We start from the raw sequence: 17,457 nt of genomic DNA on the forward strand, positions 1-17,457 counted from the left end.
GGGGGCCGTGACCCCCAGGCCGGCGGTCACGCCGCGACCGGGTTCTTGCGCGGACGGCCACGCGGCCGCTTGCGAGCGACGACGACGCCCTGGATGAAGAGCTCGCCACCCCAGACACCCCACGGCTCGCGGCGCTCCTTGGCGCCGGCGAGGCAGGCCTCGACGAGCGGGCAGGTGCGGCAGAGGGACTTGGCGTACTCGACATCGGCCGGCGACTCGGCGAAGAAGACCTCCGGGTCGTAGGAACGGCAGGGGACGGGTACGCCGAGGTTCTCGATGGCGTCGTCGAGCGCGGTGAGCGCAGTGAGGGGGATCAAGGTGGAGTCCTCCGTGAGGCCGGGCGGGGGGATCGTTTCGGAAGGCGGTACGGACGGGGCGTGCGCTTCGAGTTGCACGGTGGTGGTGTCCTCGTCTGGTCGTTCCGGCCGGTCGGCCGGGTGGCTGCTGGTACCGGGTACTGCTTGTCCCGAGGCGCCTTCTCGCTGTGTCGTCCGTTGGGACAAACAAAAGGGCCGCGGATCCCGAGTGGGGTTCCGCGGCCCTGAAGGCGCCGGCCTGATGGTGCATCAGGCTGGATCACTCCAGGGTTCAGGCCCACGGAAGGCCCACATCGTGTGGTGGTGCGTCGTCTGCTGCTCGGCTCCGGCTCCGGCACCGACCGCCGCAAAGGCATAGGCCGCCTTGGCCTGTCCCTTCGCTACTGCTGCCGTCGGTGCCTGGGTCGGTCGCTCATTGCGCTCCCGCACGGGAAGGCTCGCCAGGGACAGCGGGCTGACGGCGGGAATGCCGGACAGACCGGTGCCAAGCAGCGAAGATTCCGAAGAGCAGGCGAGGCCGAGCGAGCAGGCGGAGGCGACCGAGAGATCGGTCATTTTGTTGGTCTTGATGATGCTGATCACGACAATCGCCTCCTCTCGGCGTCTCGGTGGACCGGCCGGGCCGGTCCTGCGTATTCGGATAAGTACAGCACGGGGTCAGGGCTTCAGAGAAGTCGCTGTTCCCGTGGTTAAGAACCTATGGTGATGACTGGGGCGGGCGCAAACTATTTTTTCGACGAGTTTTGCTCACACCTCCCCGTCGTCCTCCCCGCTCTCCTCGTCCGGGTCCTCACCTGCGCAGATGGCCAGTACGGCGGCGCCGAACCGGTCCAGCTTCCGGACACCGACCCCGGCGATTCCCGCCAGTTCGCCGTCGCTGCGCGGGACCGCCTCCGCGATCGCCATCAGCGTCTTGTCGGTGAACACGCAGTAGGCGGGCTGGCCGATTTCCTTGGCTCGGACCGCACGCCAGTCGCGCAGCCGCTCGTACAGCGCCTCGTCCATGTCCGAGGGGCAGTCCTCACAGCGCATCAGCTTCATCTCGCCCGCGTCGGTGAGGGTCTTGCCGCAGACCCGGCACAGGGCGGGGCCACGGCGCCCGCGCCTGACCACCGCGGGCCGTTCGACACCGCCCCCGCCGCCACCCCCACCACCGGCCGCACCGCGCCCGCCGAGCGCAGCCGACCCGGGCCGCAGCCCGTTCAGGAAGCGGCTCGGGCGCCGTCCGCCGCGGCTGCCGGGAGACCGGGACAGGGACCAGGACAGCGACAGATGCAGGCGCGCCCGGGTGACGCCGACGTAGAGCAGCCGACGCTCCTCCTCGATCTGCTCGTCGGTCCTGGCGTAGGTGATCGGCATCATGCCCTCGGTCAGCCCGACCAGGAACACGGCGTCCCATTCCAGACCCTTCGCGGAGTGGAGCGAGGCCAGCGTGACTCCCTGGACCGTCGGGGCGTGCTGGGCAGCAGCCCGCTCGTCCAGCTCCGCCACCAGGTCGGAGAGCGTCGCCCCCGGCCTGGCCTGTTCGAAGTCCTCGGCCAGCCGGACCAGGGCGGCCAGGGACTCCCAGCGGTCGCGCACCGCCCCGGACCCCGCAGGCGGCTCCGTGGTCCACCCCTTGGTGGAGAGCACCGCCCGCACCTGCGAGGGCAGCCCCTCCGCGTCGTCGAGCAAGGAGTCGTTGCCCCCGGCGCGGGCCGCACCGCGCAGGGCGACGCCCGCCTCCCGCACCTCGGCACGCTCGAAGAAGCGCTCCGCGCCCCTCAGCTGGTACGGCACGCCCGCGTCGGCGAGAGCCTGCTCATAGACCTCCGACTGCGAGTTGACCCGGTAGAGCACGGCGATCTCACCGGCCGGCACACCCGCGGCGATCAGTTCACGGATCCGGCGGGCGGTGCCCTCGGCCTCGGCGGGCTCGTCCGCGTACTCCGTGTAGCCCGGCTCGGGGCCCTGCTCGCGCTGCGAGACCAGTTCGAGCCGGTGCTCGGCGGCCCGGCCGCGGGCCTGGCCGAGCAGGCCGTTGGCGAGATGGACGACCTGGGGCGTGGAGCGGTAGTCCCGGACCAGCTTGACCACGGTCGCGTTCGGGTAGCGGGCGCGGAAGTTCAGCAGGTGGTCGGGGGTGGCCCCGGTGAACGAGTAGATCGTCTGGCTGGCGTCCCCGACGACGCACAGACTGTCCCGGTCGCCGAGCCAGAGGTCGAGGAGGCGCTGCTGGAGCGGGCTGACGTCCTGGTACTCGTCGACCACGAAGTGCTGGTACTGGCGGCGGACATGGTCGGCGATGTCGTGGCGGTCCTGGAGGATCGCGACAGTGAGCAGCAGCACATCCTCGAAGTCGATCACCGAGCGGTCGCGCTTCAGCTGCTCGTACATCGCGTAGACCTGGGAGATCTCGGCCGGGTCGCGTGGGGCGTCCCGCTGGGTCTTGGCGACCACGGCCGGGTAGTCGGCGGGCACGGTCTGGGTGACCTTGGCCCACTCGATCTCGCTGGTGACGTCCCGCAGCTCGTTGCGGTCGAGCCGGATGCGGCAGCGGGCCGCGGCCTCGGCGACCAGTTGGACCTTGCGCTCCACCAGCCGCGGCAGATCACCACCGACCGCTTTCGGCCAGAAGTACTGGAGCTGGCGGAGGGCGGCGGAGTGGAACGTCCGCGCCTGCACCCCGGCCGCGCCGAGCTGGCGCAGCCTTCCCCGCATCTCGCCCGCGGCCCGGTTGGTGAACGTGACGGCCAGCACACTCGTCGGCTGAAGTATCCCCGCGCGCACCCCGTACGCGATGCGGTGCGTGATCGCGCGCGTCTTTCCCGTGCCGGCTCCGGCCAGCACGCACACCGGGCCGTGCAGGGCCAGGGCGACCTCGCGCTGCTCGGGGTCCAGCCCGTCGAGCACGGCGTCCGCCGACTCGGGGACCTGGGGGAAGAAAGAGGAATGCGTTGCTGATGTCACCCCGCCATGCTGCCAGGTCGGGAGGGGCGGACGCGGAAATTGTCCACAGGGGAGCAGTATCCGTCGTACTAATGCGGGGTCACCGCGGGAATGGCAACCGGGTCACGTACGTTCCACTCCCAGCGAGGACTCACCTTTCCAGCTTTTCCGCGAGATGTGACGACGCGACGTGACGAGACGAACAAAACAGAGGAGAGCGAAGACATGCCGGGCACTGTGACGATGTACAGCACCACGTGGTGCGGCTACTGCCGTCGGCTCAAGGGCCAGATGGACCGCGAGGGCATCACGTACACCGAGATCAACATCGAGCAGGACCCGGAGTCCGCGGCCTTTGTCGAGAAGGCCAACGGGGGCAACCAGACCGTTCCCACCGTCCTCTTCGCCGACGGTTCGACGCTGACGAACCCCTCGCTGGCCCAGGTCAAGCTGAAGGTCGGCGTCTGACCTCGCGCCCGCGAAGAGCACGAACGCCCGCCTCCTTCCGGCCGGTCCGGAAGGAGGCGGGCGTTCGTGTTCCCGGAAGCCCCGGCCTCGGATCAGGCCGCTGCGGCGCCGAGCTGTCGGGCCGCAGCGGTGACCGTCCGCTCGAGGAGGACCGCGATGGTCATCGGCCCGGCACCGCCGCGGACCAGGGTGATCGGGCGGGCCCGCTCGGCGGCTGTGTCGAAGCCGACATCGCCGACGTTGCCCTCGTCGCGCCGGCATCGATCACCACGGCGCCCGGTTCGATGTCCGCGCCCGCGATGAAGCGCGGCTTGCCGACCGCGGCCGGCAGGACGTCCTCCTGCCGGACCGTCGACATCACGGCCCGTGGCCGGATCAGTGGACCGGAGCCGTTTCCCGGGAGGCGCGAGCGGGCCCACGTCACCGTCAGCCCGCAGACCGTCAACGGCCAGCAGCCAGCGGTCAGCCGACGCTGCCCGGCCTCGGGAGCGGCTTGCCGTACCAGAGTTCGATCAGACGGGCCGCGATCGAGATGCCGAAGGGCGGCAGGACCTCGCCCGACTCGAACGCCGCCGTCAGGTCCTCGCGGGAGAACCAGCGGGCCTCCTCGATCTCCTCGCCGTCCACATCGATCTCCGACGACGTGGCCCGCGCCATGAAGCCGAGCATCAGACTGGACGGGAACGGCCAGGGCTGGCTTGCGACGTACTCGACCTCGCCGACCGTGATGCCCGCTTCCTCGTACACCTCGCGGGCCACCGACTGCTCGATCGACTCCCCGGGCTCGACGAAGCCCGCGAGCGTCGAGAAGCGACCCTCCGGCCAGTGCACCTGACGGCCCAGCAGGGCACGGTCCTGTTCGTCCGTGACCAGCATGATCACCGCCGGGTCGGTGCGCGGGTAGTGCTCGGCGCCGCAGGCCGGGCAGCGACGGATGTGGCCGGCCGCCGCGATGACCGTGCGCTCGCCGCAGCGGGAGCAGAAGCGGTGCAGCCGCTGCCAGTTCTCCAGCGCCACCGCGTGCACCATCAGCCCCGCGTCGCGCGGGCCGAGCAGCAGTCCGGCCTCGCGCAGGCCGGCCGGGCGGGCCGGCTGGTCCATGCGGCCGGGCAGGGAGTCCTTCTGGAGCGCGAAGTAGCTGACGCCGTCCTCGTCGGTGCCGAGGAAGTAGCGGTGGGTCTCGGTGACCGGGGCCTCGAAGGCCGGGGTCATGACGATCTCCGTACCGCCGTCGGCCGTGTCGTCGATCAGCACCTGCCCGCCCGAGACCACGAAGACCCGGGTGGTCGGGTGGCTCCAGGCGGCGGAGAGCCAGGCCTCGTCGAGGCGGTGGTGTGCGGCGCGGTCGATGCCGCTGGGCGCGGTGAGACCGATGGGCCGGTCGGTGGTGGCGTTGTCGAAGGTACTCACAGGTGCTTCCTACTCCCCCGGGATGGATCGGGCGTTCAGAGGATTCAGCGGAGTGCGGCGGACAGTTCACCCCAGAGGTGGGCGGCCGTCTCCACGCCCTTGAGCAGAAGGTCGAGCTCGACCTTCTCGTTGGGGGCGTGCCAGCCGTCGGACGGTACGGAGATGCCCAGGAAGAGGACAGGTGCGCCGAGCACGTCCTGGAGGTCGGCGGCGGGTCCCGAGCCGCCTTCGCGGGTGAAGAGGATCTTCTGGCCGAAGGCCCGCCCCATGGCGCGGGCCACGGCCTGCAGTGCGGGGTGGTCCAGCGGGGTCAGACAGGGGCGGGTGGCCGGGGAGAAGGTGATCCGATGGCGGACACCGGCCGGGAACTGTGCCTCGGCCCAGGCCCGGACGGCCTGCTGGACCCGGTCGGGGTCCTGGCCCGCGACCAGCCGGAAGCTGAGCTTCACGAGGGCGGAGGACGGGATGATGGTCTTGCTGCCTGCGCCCTGGTAACCGCCGCCGATGCCGTTGACCTCGGCGGTGGGGCGGGCCCAGATGCGCTCGAGTGTGGAGTAGCCGGCCTCGCCCGTGGTCGCCTGCGACTTGGCGGCGCGCAGCCAGGTGGCCTCGTCGAACGGCAGCTCGGCGAAGAGGGCGCGCTCGGTGTCGGTGAGTTCCGTCACGCCGTCGTAGAAGCCGGGGATCGCGACCCGTCCGTCCGCGTCGTGCAGCCCGGCGACGAGGCGGGCCACCACGGTGGCCGGGTTGGGGACGGCGCCGCCGAACGATCCGGAGTGGATGTCCTGCTCGGGGCCGTGCAGCTCGATCTCGCACTCGGCGAGGCCGCGCATACCCGTGCAGACCGTCGGGGTCGTCTCGTCCCACATGCCCGTGTCGGAGACGATCACAGCATCGGCGGCGAGGCGTGCGGCCTGCTGCTCGACCAGGGTGCGGAAGTGCGGGGAGCCGGACTCCTCCTCGCCCTCGACGAGGAGCTTGAGGTGCACGGCAGGGGTGGTGCGGCCGGTGGTGGCGAGGTGGGCCCGGACGCCGAGGGTGTGGAAGAACACCTGGCCCTTGTCGTCGGCCGCGCCACGCCCGTACATCCGCCCGTCCCGGATCACCGGTTCGAACGGGTCGGTGTCCCAGCCGTCCTCCCGGGCGGCGGGCTGCACGTCGTGGTGCCCGTAGACCAGGACGGTCGGTGCGTCGGGGTCGTCGGACGGCCACTCGGCGAACACCGCGGGCGCACCCGCGGTCTCCCAGATCTCCGTGACCGGGAACCCGGTCTCCTTGAGCTTGGCGGACAGCCACTCGGCGCTGCGCCGTACGTCTCCGTCGTGCTCCGGCTGGGCGGACACGGAGGGGATGCGCAGCCACTCGGCAAGATCGTCGAGGAAGGCCGTGCGGTGCTGCTCGGTGTACGTACGGACGGCGCTGTCCGGGGTGTCGCTCATGGTCTTGAGCCTATCGGCCCGGCGGAGGTGGCTCGTCCAGGAGGAGCCGTTCCAGCTCGGCCCGGCCCGGCAGACCGGCAGGGTGGACGGCCTCTCCGCTGCGGACGAACAGGAATGTGGTGGTGACGGAGTCGAGCGGTACGTCGTGGAGCTCGGCCCAGGCGAGGCGGTAGACGGCCAGCTGGAGCGGGTCGGCTGCGGGGGCGCCCCGGGCGCCTTCGCGGCTGCTGGGCACGTTGCGGGTGGTCTTCCAGTCGACGATCTCGTACGTGTCCCCGTCGGGGCTCTCGTTGCGGTACACGGCGTCGATCCGGCCGCGGATCACCCGGCCCGCGAGGGTGATCCGGAACGGTGTCTCGACGCGGTAGGGGGTGCGGTGGGCGTACGGGGTGCGCTCGAAGGCCTCCTTGAGTGCGGCGAGGTCGCGCTCGTCCGCGATGTCGGCGTCGCTCTCGTCGCCGCCGGGCAGCTCGTCGGGGCCGAGCATGGGCAGCGGCAGCTCCTCGAATCGCGACTCCACCCAGGCGTGGAACCGGGTGCCGCGGCGGGCCGCGGGCGCGGGCGGGCGCGGCATGGGGCGGGCCAGTTCCTGGGCGAAGCCGTCGGGGTCGTCGGCGAGACGCAGCAGCTGGGTGGCGGAGAGCGAGGCGGGCACGACGACCTCGCGCACGGTGGCGCGGGCGCGGCGCAGCTCACCGGCGAGCGCGTCGAGATCCCTGTCCCAGGAGGCGAGGGTGCGGGACTCCTCCGGGGTGAGCCGTGCGGGGGTGCGTGCCGCGGGGACGTGCGGGACGAGGGCGTCGGGGGCGTGCTGGGCGGGGACGTGGGGAACCGGGAGCTGTGCGGCCGGGGCCGTGGGGGGTTCGTTCGTCCAGGAGTCCCAGTCCGCGGCCTCGTCCGGGTACGGCTCGCCTTCGGCATGCGGGGCGTCCGGGAAGGGATCGTCCGGGAACGGGTACGGCTCGTCGGGGAACGGGACCGCGTCGTCGTCCGCTGCGACGGGATACGCCCCCGGCACAGCGCCGCTCCCCGCCGTCGCCAGCTTCTCCAGATGGGCCAGCACCGTGTCCGCGGCCGCCCGGCGGCGGAGGAGCGCCGTGTCGTCGAGGGGCAGCGGCCAGACGTGGTCGGCGGCCGCCTCGGCCAGCGCCGGGTTCTCCTCGCCGTCCGCCGGCTCGTCCGCCCAGGCCTCGATCTCGCCGTGTCCGGCCGCGCAGTGCTCGTACAGCGCCTGCAGGAAGCCGGACGGGCCGCGCGGCTTCTTCTGGGACGGGCCCCACCAGTGGCCGGAGCCCAGCAGCAGGGAGCGGGGCCGGGTGAAGGTGACGTATCCGAGGCGCAGCTCCTCGGTGTGCTGGTGCTCCTTCATCTCCGCCTTGAAGCCCCCCAGCCCCTTGGCATCCCAGGAGTGGACGACGGGCAGCGTGGCAGCGTCGCCGCGCAGGGCGTGCGGGAGGACCTTGGACTGGGACGTCCACGCGTCGCGGGACTGGCCGCTGGGGAACTGGCCGGTGACCAGGCCGGGCACGGCGACGACGTCCCACTCCAGGCCCTTGGACTTGTGGGCGGTGAGGACCTTGACGGTGTTCTCGCCGCCGGGCAGCGCGTTGTCCAGGCCCTTCTCGTACTGGACGGCGGTGCGCAGGAAGCCGAGGAAGGCCAGCAGCGTCGCCTCGCCGTCGACGGCGGCGAAGCGGGCCGCCACGTCCAGGAAGTTGGCGAGTGTCTCGCGGCGGCGGGCTGCCAGGGCATGCGGCGACGCGGAGAGTTCGACTTCGAGGCCGGTGGTGGCGAGGACGCGGTGCAGGACGTCCATGAGGGGGTCGGCCAGCGACCGGCGCAGGTCGCGCAGTTCGGCGGCGAGGCGGGCGAAGCGGATGCGGGCCTCGGTGGAGAACGGCAGCCCGTCGTCCTCCGTACCGCCGGATTCGAGGAACGTGTCGAGGGCGTCGGCGAGCGAGATCACTTCCGCCGGGTCGATGCCCTCGACGGCTTCGGCGAGCCGGCGGTCGGGGTCGAAGTCGTCGTCGGCGTGGGTCGCGCGGTGGACGAGGAGGCGGGCACGGCGGCCGAGGAGGGCCAGGTCGCGGGGGCCGATCCGCCAGCGGGGGCCGGTGAGCAGCCGGACCAGGGAGGCGTTGGCACCGGGGTCCTGGAGGACTTCGCAGACCGCGACGAGGTCGGCGACCTCGGGCAGGTGCAGCAGCCCGGAGAGGCCGACGACCTCGACCGGGATGTCGCGGGCGACGAGCGCCGCCTGGATCTGCGGGAAGTCCCCGGCGGTGCGGCACAGGACGGCGATCTCGCCGGGCGCCTTGCCGGTCCGAACGAGATGGGCGATCGAGTCGGCGAGCCACTCGATCTCTTCGGTGTGGGTGCGCAGGAGGGCACAGCGGACGATGCCGTCGCGCTCGGCGCCCGGGGCGGGACGCAGTGCCTCGACGCCCTCGTGCATGGCGCGCAGCGGCTCGGCGAGCCCGTTGGCCAGGTGCAGCAGGCGGCCGCCGCTGCGGCGGTTCTCGCTGAGTGCGTAGCGGGTGGCGGGGGTGCCGTCGGCGTGCGGGAAGTGGTGCGGGAAGTCGTCGAGGTTGGCGACGGAGGCGCCCCGCCAGCCGTAGATCGCCTGGCAGGGGTCGCCGACGGCGGTGACGGCGTGCCCGGACGCCGTGCCGTCGGGGCCACGGCCGAAGAGGGCGGAGAGCAGCAGCCGCTGGGCGACGGAGGTGTCCTGGTACTCGTCGAGCAGGACGACCCGGTATGCGTCGCGCAGGATCGCACCGACCTCGGGACGGGTGAGGGCCAGCTCGGCGGAGAGCGCGATCTGGTCGCCGAAGTCGAGGAGGTCACGGCTGCGCTTGGCGTCCCGGTAGCGCCGGGTCAGTGCCAGCAGCTGGCGGCGGGCCTCGGCGGTCTCGGGGATCTTGCGCAGCTCGGCGTTGGTGAGCCGGGCCGATGCGAGCGTCCGGAGGAGCTCGGTGTCGTGCTCGGCAAGCTGTTCGGGACGGACGAGATGCTCGGCCAGCTCGGCGTCGAGTGCCAGCAGATCGCTGACCAGGGTGGAGAACGACCTGGTCAGCGCCGGGTACGGGCCGGGTGCCTCGCGCAGCACGCGGGCGGCGAGCTGGTAGCGGGTGGCGTCGGCGAGGAGGCGGGTGGTGGGTTCGAGCCCTATCCGCAGACCGTGCTCGGTGAGGAGCCGTCCGGCGAAGGCGTGGTACGTGGAAATGCCGGGCTCGCCGGGCGGATCGTCCGGGTCGATGGCGTCCGGATCGGTGACCCCGGCGGCGACGAGGGCCTTGCGGACGCGCTCCGCGAGCTCGCCGGCCGCCTTGTTCGTGAAGGTGAGCCCGAGGACCTGCTCGGGGGCGACCTGCCCGGTCCCGACGAGCCACACCACGCGCGCCGCCATCACCGTGGTCTTCCCGGACCCGGCTCCGGCCACGATCACCTGCGGGGCGGGCGGCGCGGTGATGCAGGCCGTCTGCTCCGGGGTGAAGGGGATCCCGAGGAGCTCCTTGAGCTGCTCGGGATCGGTGATGCGTGAGGACACTCCACAGAGGCTAACCGGGTGCACTGACAAAACGCGCAGGACGACCGGCGGCGGCATCGGTACCAGGTGACCGTCTGGCTGCGAGGGCCGGCCGTCCGCGACCGGTACCCGCGTCACTCCAGGATGTGGCGGCCCTCCGGCTGCGCGCTGCACGAGGCGCGGAACGTGCAGTGGGTGCAGTGCTGACCGGTCGTCGGGGTGAAACGTTCGTCCAGGACGCGGCCGGCGGCGGTGGCCAGCAGGTCGGAGACCCACTCGGTGGCGGGCGGCTCCTGGGCCTGCACCTTGGGAAGCGCGTCGCCGCCCTCCTTCTTGGGGGCGGGCTGCCTCAGCTGTACGAGTTCGGCGCCACCGGGGTCCGGACGGTGGCCGTCGAAGATCTCGTCGACGGCCCCTTCCCGGACGGCCAGCTGGTACACGGCGAGCTGGGGGTGACGCGCGACCTCGTCCTTCGTCGGCGACTGCTTGCCGGTCTTGAAGTCGACGACGTACGCCCGGCCGTCGGCGTCCTGCTCGACGCGGTCCATGGAGCCGCGGATCCGTACCTCGTACTCCCCCGCTTCGAGCGTCACGTCGAAGTCGTGCTCGCTCGCGGCGGCGGTACGGCCGGTGCGGTCCATGACGTGCCAGCGCAGAAAGCGTTCGAGCGCGGCCCGCGCCTGCTCCTTCTCCTGCCGGGACTTCCACGGGGCGTCGAAGACCAGGCCGTCCCAGACGGAGTCGAGGCGCTCCATCAGGACCGCCAGATCGGCGGGGGTGCGGCCGGAGGCGACCTCGTCGGCGAGTACGTGCACGACGTTGCCGAAGCCCTGCGCGGCCGTCGCGGGGGCGTCCGCCTTCACCTCGCGGCCGAGGAACCACTGCAGGGCGCAGGTGTTGGCGAGCTGGTCGAGTGCGCTGCCCGAGAGCGCCACGGGGTGGTCCCGGTCGCGGAGCGGGACGGCCGAGCGGGTCGGCTCGTACAGGCCCCACCAGCGGTACGGGTGGGCCGACGGTACGAGTGGCTGACCCTCGTCGTCCGTGAGCGCGGCCAGCCGGGCCAGCCGGTGGGCCGCCTCGTCGCGCAGGGCGTCGGAGGCATCGGGGTCGACGGTGGTGGCGCGCAGCTCGGCGACGAGCGCGGCGACGGCGAGGGGGCGGCGGGGCCGGCCGGTGACGTCGCGCGGGGTGACGCCGAGCTCGGTGAGGAAGCGCGACGGCTGGTCGCCGTCGTCGGCGGGGGCCTTCACCGCAGTGACGATCAGGCGTTCGCGGGCGCGGGTCGCCGCGACGTAGAAGAGGCGGCGCTCTTCGGCGAGGAGTGCGCCCGGGGTGAGCGGTTCGGCGAGTCCGTCGCGGCCGATCCGGTCCGCCTCAAGGAGCGAACCCCGCCGGCGCAGGTCGGGCCAGAGGCCTTCCTGCACCCCTGCGACGACGACCAGCCGCCACTCCAGCCCCTTCGACCGGTGCGCGGTCATCAGGCGTACGGCGTCGGGGCGCACGACGCGCTTGGACAGGGTGTCGGCCGCGATGTCCTGGGCGTCGACCTCTTCGAGGAAGTTGAGCGCGCCGCGGCCGCCGGTACGTTCCTCGGCGCGGGCCGCGGTGTCGAAGAGCGCGCAGACGGCGTCGAGATCGCGGTCGGCGTTGCGGCCGCCCGCACCGCCGCGCAGCGCGGCCCGTTCGAGCCGCCCCGGCCACGGCGTGCCGGCCCACAGCTCCCACAGGGCCTCTTCGGCGGTGCCGCCGCCTTCGAGGAGCTCCCTGGCCTTGCGCAGGAGTGCGCCGAGACGCTGGGCACCGCGGGCGTACGCGGGGTCGTGCGCGACGAGGCGCTCGGGCTCGGCGAGCGCACGGGCGAGCAGATCACCGGAGGGCGGCGGTACGCGGTTCCCGGCGGCCCGCTCCTCGTCGCGCAGCGCCCGGCCGAGCCGTCGCAGATCAGCGGCGTCCATCGAGCCGAGGGGGGAGCCGAGGAGGGCGAGAGCGGTCTCGGTGTCGAGCCAGGGGGCAGGGGGGTCGTCGGGGGCGGGGTGCGCGGGCAGGGGCTGGGTCACGCCCGCTTCCGCGCCCGGGGCGGTCACGGAGTCCGGAGCCGTGGTCGCGTCGGACGCTGCCGCCGAGGCCGCCACCGAGGCGGGTGCGCGGTACAGCGCTGCCGTGGCGACCGTGCGCAGCGCCGTGAGCAGCGGAGCCACCGCCGGTTCGTGGCGCAGCGGCAGGTCGTCCCCGTCGACCTCCAGGGGCACCCCCGCCGAGGTGAGCGCGCGGCGCACCGCGGGGATCGTGCGGCCGCCGGCGCGTACCAGCACGGCCATTTCGTTCCACGGCACGCCGTCCTCCAGATGGGCGCGGCGCAGCAGGTCGGCGATGTTGTCGAGTTCGGTGGACGCGGTCGGGTAGGTGTACGCCTCCGCGTGGCCGCCCTCGCGGGCCGCGGCGAGCTCCCGGTGGGCGCGCACCTTCGCCGACGGCAGACGGGTCAGCGGCATGCGGCGGGTGAGCAGCCGGGTGGCGGCCAGCAGTTGTGCGCCGGAGCGCCGCGAGGTGGTGAGGACGCCGACCGGGGCCGGGGCGCCGTCCGCCCGCCGGAACATCTCCGGGAAGTCGAGGATGCCGTTCACATCGGCGCCCCGGAAGGCGTAGATCGACTGGTCCGGGTCGCCGAACGCGATCAGATCCCGGCCGCCGCCGGTCCCCGGAGCCGTCCCCCGGTTGCCGGCCAGCGCATGGAGCAGCCGCACCTGCGCCGGGTCGGTGTCCTGGTACTCGTCGACGAACACCGCGTCGTACTGCCCGGTCAGCTGCGCCGACACCTCGGGGCGCTCGGTGAGGAGCACCGCCCGGTGGACCAGCTCCGCGTAGTCCAGCACCCCCTGCGCGTCCAGCACGTCCAGGTACTCGGCGAGGAACTCGGCGGCCGCACCCCAGTCCGGGCGGCCGGTGCGGCGCGCGAAGTCGCCGAGTGCGTCCGGACCGAGACCCAGCTCGCGGCTGCGGGCGAGCACCGCACGCACCTCGTCGGCGAAGCCACGCGTGGTCAGGCAGGCCCGCAGCTCGTCGGGCCAGCGGATGTGCGCGAGGCCCTCCTGCGCCAGTTCGAGCTGGCCGGCCAGCAGATCGCGGACGGTGACGTCCTGCTCGGGCCCGGAGAGCAGCCGCAGCGGTTCGGCGAAGAGGTCGGCGTCCTGATGGGCGCGGACCAGTGCGTAGCAGAACGAGTGGAAGGTGGTGGCCTGCGGACCGCGGGCAGCGCCGAGCCGGGCGGCCATCCGGTCGCGCAGCTCCACCGCGGCCTTGCGGCTGAAGGTGAGCACGAGGATGCGGGCCGGGTCGCCGCCCCGGGCGACCCGGGCGGCGACCGCCTCGACGAGCGTGGTCGTCTTGCCGGTGCCGGGCCCGGCGAGGACCAGCAGCGGGCCGCCGGGGTGGTCAACCACCGCCCGCTGCGCCGCGTCAAGGAGAGGGGGCTCCACGGAACCCGGCCGGGTACGCACCAGTCGGTACGCACCCGTGGTCCTCTGCCGTGCGTGACGGTGCGGACTGTGCCGGGTGAAGGAGGAGGAGCTCACGTGGATCGCCGGTCCTGGTGGGTGTGCTGGTGGTGAGGGGGCGGGGGTGCGCGCCGCGAACTGTCGACGCTACGCCAGCGGGGGCGTGCAATGTGGCGAGTCCGCTGCGTCGATCGTCACGTTCCACATCGCCCGGACGGTCACGCGAAGGGTGGTCCCGAGTGCCGGGTGACCCGGCAATCAGCAGGTCAGGAGGCAGATCAGGAGGTACGTCGCGCAGCCGCTCCCACACGTCGCACGGACCCGGCGCCTCCCGTGGCGGAGCCGAATGGCGGAAGCTGTCAGGTGTGAGCTTCCCCAGTCCTGTCCCCCGCCCCGGTCACGCCGTCCCACCGCGCGCGCTTCATGTCGAGGCGTGGCACGTGGCCGGCCGCGCTGCGGGACGCCTCACGCAGCGGGGTGCTCTCCTCGCGGTAGTGGTCCAGCGCCTGCAGTTCGTGACCGGGGAGGAGTGCCCCGTCGGCGCGGACCACACGCCACCAGGGCGCCGCACCGCCGTACAGCGCCATGACCCGGCCGACCTGGCGCGGGCCGCCCTCACCCAGCCACTCCGCGACATCGCCGTACGTCATGACGCGGCCGGGCGGGATCAGGTCGGCGACGTCGAGCACGCGCTCGGCGTACTCGGGAAGCTCGTCGGGCGCCCGGTCGTCCGTCGCCCCGCCGCCGCTCGTCCGCTGTTCGCTCATCCGGCCCATGGTGCCGTACGCCACCGACAGCCCGGACCGGACGGCGACCGAGCGGACCGTACACCTACGTTCACTGAGTGTGCACGCACGGGCAAAGGGGCGTATGTTGCGCATCGCGCAACCGCGCGATGCACCCTGATGCCCCCCTCTGTCTCCGGGCCGTGCCACCATCATGCGGGCGGTGACCGGTGATACGAGAACACGAAGACCAATCAGAGGCGACGAAGGAGCAGGGCGTGCAGCCACCGAAGGCGGCGGACGCCTCTGATGCCGAGCCGCGCCCGGAGAAGGGGCAGGACCGGACCGGGGCACCGGAGGAGAAGGACCGGGCCGAGGCACCCGGCCAGGAGCGGAAGCCCGACCGGCAGCGGTCCCCGGAGGCGGCGCCCGAGCGGGAGCACCATCTGGTCGGCTCCACCCTCTCCACCGTCGCCGAGGCCGAACAGGCCGACCGTGTCTCCGGGGACGAGCCGCTGCTCCCCGCGCGCGTGCACCGCCCTTCCGACCTCATGCGGCTCCTCGTCGGCGTGCTGGCGATCGCCGTCCTGATCTCCATCGCCGCGTTCGCCCACGGCACGACCACCGGCCTCGAACACGACATCAACAAGGGCACGAACCAGGCACCCGACGTCCTGATCAAGCTCGCCGGTCTGGTCTCCAGCATCGCCGTGCTCCTCGTGCCCGTCGCCTTCGCCATCGAGCGGCTGATCAAACGTGACGGGCTGAGGATCGCGGACGGGGTACTCGCCGCCGTACTCGCGCACGGCGTGACGCTCGCCACCGACCTCTGGGTCGCCAAGTCCGCCCCCGGCACCATTCAGGACGCTCTCACCCAGCCACAGCCCGGTGACGCGCTCACCGATCCCGTGCACGGCTATCTCGCGCCCGTCATCGCCTATATGACGGCGGTCGGAATGGCGAGACGGCCGCGCTGGCGGGTCGTGCTGTGGGTGGTGCTGCTGCTCGACGCCTTCGCCATGCTGGTCGGCGGCTACACGACACCGTTCTCGATCATCCTGACCGTGCTGATCGGCTGGAGCGTGGCGTACGGCACGCTGTACGCGGTCGGCTCGCCGAACGTCCGGCCGACCGGTCAGCATCTGATGGCCGGTCTGCGCCACGTCGGCTTCCGCCCGGTCACCGCGATGCGCGCCGACGACACCCCCGACTCCGGCGACCCGAGCGACCGGGGCCGCCGCTATCTGGTCTCACTGGAGGACGGTCCACCGCTGGATGTGACGGTCGTCGACCGTGAACAGCAGGCACAGGGCTTCTTCTACCGGGTGTGGCGCAGGCTCACCCTGCGCGCCTTCACCCAGCGCCGGTCCATCCAGTCGCTGCGCCAGGCGCTGGAGCAGGAGGCGCTTCTCGCGTACGCGGCGATCGCCGCCGGGGCCAACGCCCCCAAGCTGATCGCCACCTCCGAGCTCGGTCCCGACGCCGTGATGCTGGTGTACGAGCACATCAGCGGACGTTCCCTGGACGCGCTGGAGGACGCGGAGATCACCGACGACCTGGTGCGCGGCGCCTGGTGGCAGGTGAGGGCACTGCAGTCGCGGCGGATCGCGCACCGCAGGCTCACCGGCGACGCGATCCAGGTGGATCGTTCCGGCACGGTGTTCGTCACCGATCTGCGGGGCGGCGAGATCGCGGCCGGTGATCTGGTGCTGCGGATGGACATCGCCCAGCTGCTCACCACCACCGGCCTGCGGGTGGGAGCCGAGCGGGCCGTCGCCGCCGCGCTCGAGGTCCTCGGGCCCGATGCGGTCGCCGACTGTCTGCCGCTGCTCCAGCCGATCGCGCTGAGCCGGTCGACCCGGGCGGCGCTGCGCAGGCTCGCCCGGGAGCGGTCGCAGCGCGAACGGGAGGCGGTCCTCGAGGCGTCGGACGCGGCCAAGCGCGCCAAGGTTCAGGAGTCCGAGGCGCTGGAGCGGGAAGGGACCCCCTCGGTCCCCGCCGACCGCAAGGCTCTGCGCAATGAGAAGCAGGCGGAGAAGCGCGCCGAGAAGCGGGCCATGGACGATGCGCTGGACGAGGCTCGCGAGGAGGACCTGCTCACCCAGATCCGCCGCCAGGTGCTGCTGATCCGGCCGCAGGCACCTGTCGAACCGGTCCGGCTGGAGCGGATCAAGCCGCGTACCCTGCTCAGCTTCATCGCCGGTGCGATCGCCGCGTACTTCCTGATCTCGCAGGTCACGGAGGCCGACTTCGGTGCGGTCGTCGAGCAGGCGGAGTGGGGCTGGGTGGCGGCGGCGCTCGGGTTCTCGGCGCTCAGTTACATCGCGGCCGCGATGAGCCTGCTGGGGTTCGTGCCGGAGCGGGTTCCGTTCGGCAGGACCGTGCTGGCACAGGTGGCCGGCTCGTTCGTGAAGATCGTGGCGCCGCCCGCGGTCGGCGGGGTGGCGCTGAACACCCGGTTCCTGCAGCGTTCCGGGGTGCGCCCGGGGCTGGCCGTCGCGAGTGTCGGTGCCTCGCAGCTGTTCGGGCTCGGCTGCCACGTACTGCTGCTGGGTGCGTTCGGCTATCTGACCGGCACCGAGAAGACGCCGTCCTCGCTCACCCCGTCCAGGACGGTGATCGCGGGGCTGCTGACGGTCGCGGTGCTGGTGCTCGTGGTGACCGCGATTCCGTTCCTGCGGAAGTTCGTGGTGACACGGGTACGGTCGCTGTTCGCCGGAGTCGTACCGCGCATGCTCGACGTCGTGCAGCGGCCGCAGAAACTGCTCACCGGCATCGGCGGGATGCTGCTGCTGACCGGCCTGTTCGTGATGTGCCTGGATGCGTCGATCCGGGCGTTCAGCGGTCCCGACGTACCGCAGCTCAGCTACGCGAGCATCGCGGTGGTCTTCCTCGCCGGCAACGCGCTGGGCTCGGCGGCGCCGACCCCGGGCGGGATGGGCGCGGTCGAGGGTGCGCTGACGCTGGGTCTGATCGCAGTTGGTCTGCCCAAGGAGGTTGCGGCGCCCGCCGTGCTGCTGTTCCGGCTCATGACGCTGTGGCTGCCGGTCCTTCCCGGCTGGATCTGCTTCAACCACCTCACCCGCAAGGGCGACCTGTAGGACCTGGTTCACCGATACGGCCTACGGCCCGGCCTCCCCACCCTCA

At 72.5% G+C, this 17,457-nt stretch carries 10 protein-coding genes and 1 pseudogene; 2 read left to right on the forward strand and 9 right to left on the reverse strand.

Annotated features, from left to right (window positions below; all coding sequences use genetic code 11):
- Window positions 1-26: 26 nt before the first annotated feature.
- From OG878_RS14560 to OG878_RS14570, 3 genes are all read right to left on the reverse strand, one after another.
- Window positions 27-395 carry a WhiB family transcriptional regulator gene (locus tag OG878_RS14560; RefSeq protein WP_030915514.1) on the reverse strand — a complete coding sequence of 123 codons (369 nt, stop codon included), beginning with the start codon at window positions 393-395 and terminating at the stop codon, window positions 27-29.
- A 171-nt stretch (window positions 396-566) separates the two neighbouring features.
- Complete coding sequence (locus tag OG878_RS14565) at window positions 567-899, reverse strand: hypothetical protein (RefSeq protein WP_328887195.1); 333 nt, start codon at window positions 897-899, stop codon at window positions 567-569.
- Between the two features lie 165 nt (window positions 900-1,064).
- Window positions 1,065-3,266 carry an ATP-dependent DNA helicase UvrD2 gene (locus OG878_RS14570; RefSeq protein ID WP_328887196.1) on the reverse strand — a complete coding sequence of 734 codons (2,202 nt, stop codon included), beginning with the start codon at window positions 3,264-3,266 and terminating at the stop codon, window positions 1,065-1,067.
- 204 nt (window positions 3,267-3,470) lie between these two features.
- On the opposite strand from OG878_RS14570, the gene OG878_RS14575 reads away from it, so the two are divergent.
- Window positions 3,471-3,713, forward strand: coding sequence for a mycoredoxin (locus OG878_RS14575; RefSeq protein ID WP_328887197.1), 243 nt, complete (start codon window positions 3,471-3,473; stop codon window positions 3,711-3,713).
- Between the two features lie 92 nt (window positions 3,714-3,805).
- On the opposite strand, the pseudogene OG878_RS14580 reads toward OG878_RS14575, so the two are convergent.
- The 6 genes and pseudogenes from OG878_RS14580 to OG878_RS14605 all read right to left on the reverse strand — a co-directional run.
- Window positions 3,806-4,062, reverse strand: a pseudogene (locus OG878_RS14580) (bifunctional 5,10-methylene-tetrahydrofolate dehydrogenase/5,10-methylene-tetrahydrofolate cyclohydrolase); the annotation flags it as partial.
- Window positions 4,063-4,175: 113 nt separating this feature from the next.
- Window positions 4,176-5,123, reverse strand: coding sequence for an NAD(+) diphosphatase (gene nudC, locus OG878_RS14585; protein WP_328887198.1), 948 nt, complete (start codon window positions 5,121-5,123; stop codon window positions 4,176-4,178).
- Between the two features lie 44 nt (window positions 5,124-5,167).
- Window positions 5,168-6,562 carry a dipeptidase gene (locus OG878_RS14590; protein WP_328887199.1) on the reverse strand — a complete coding sequence of 465 codons (1,395 nt, stop codon included), beginning with the start codon at window positions 6,560-6,562 and terminating at the stop codon, window positions 5,168-5,170.
- 10 nt (window positions 6,563-6,572) lie between these two features.
- A complete protein-coding gene (locus OG878_RS14595) occupies window positions 6,573-10,112 on the reverse strand; it encodes an ATP-dependent DNA helicase (RefSeq protein ID WP_328887200.1) in 3,540 nt (1,179 codons plus the stop codon).
- A 113-nt stretch (window positions 10,113-10,225) separates the two neighbouring features.
- Window positions 10,226-13,663 (reverse strand): ATP-dependent helicase, encoded by a 3,438-nt coding sequence (locus OG878_RS14600; protein WP_328887201.1) that lies wholly within the window; start codon window positions 13,661-13,663, stop codon window positions 10,226-10,228.
- A 281-nt stretch (window positions 13,664-13,944) separates the two neighbouring features.
- A complete protein-coding gene (locus OG878_RS14605) occupies window positions 13,945-14,352 on the reverse strand; it encodes an MGMT family protein (protein WP_277328249.1) in 408 nt (135 codons plus the stop codon).
- A 236-nt stretch (window positions 14,353-14,588) separates the two neighbouring features.
- On the opposite strand from OG878_RS14605, the gene OG878_RS14610 reads away from it, so the two are divergent.
- Window positions 14,589-17,411, forward strand: coding sequence for a lysylphosphatidylglycerol synthase domain-containing protein (locus tag OG878_RS14610; RefSeq protein ID WP_328887202.1), 2,823 nt, complete (start codon window positions 14,589-14,591; stop codon window positions 17,409-17,411).
- The last annotated feature ends 46 nt before the right edge of the window (window positions 17,412-17,457 follow it).

Source organism: Streptomyces sp. NBC_00316 (assembly GCF_036158715.1).
Taxonomy (GTDB): Bacteria; Actinomycetota; Actinomycetes; order Streptomycetales; family Streptomycetaceae; genus Streptomyces.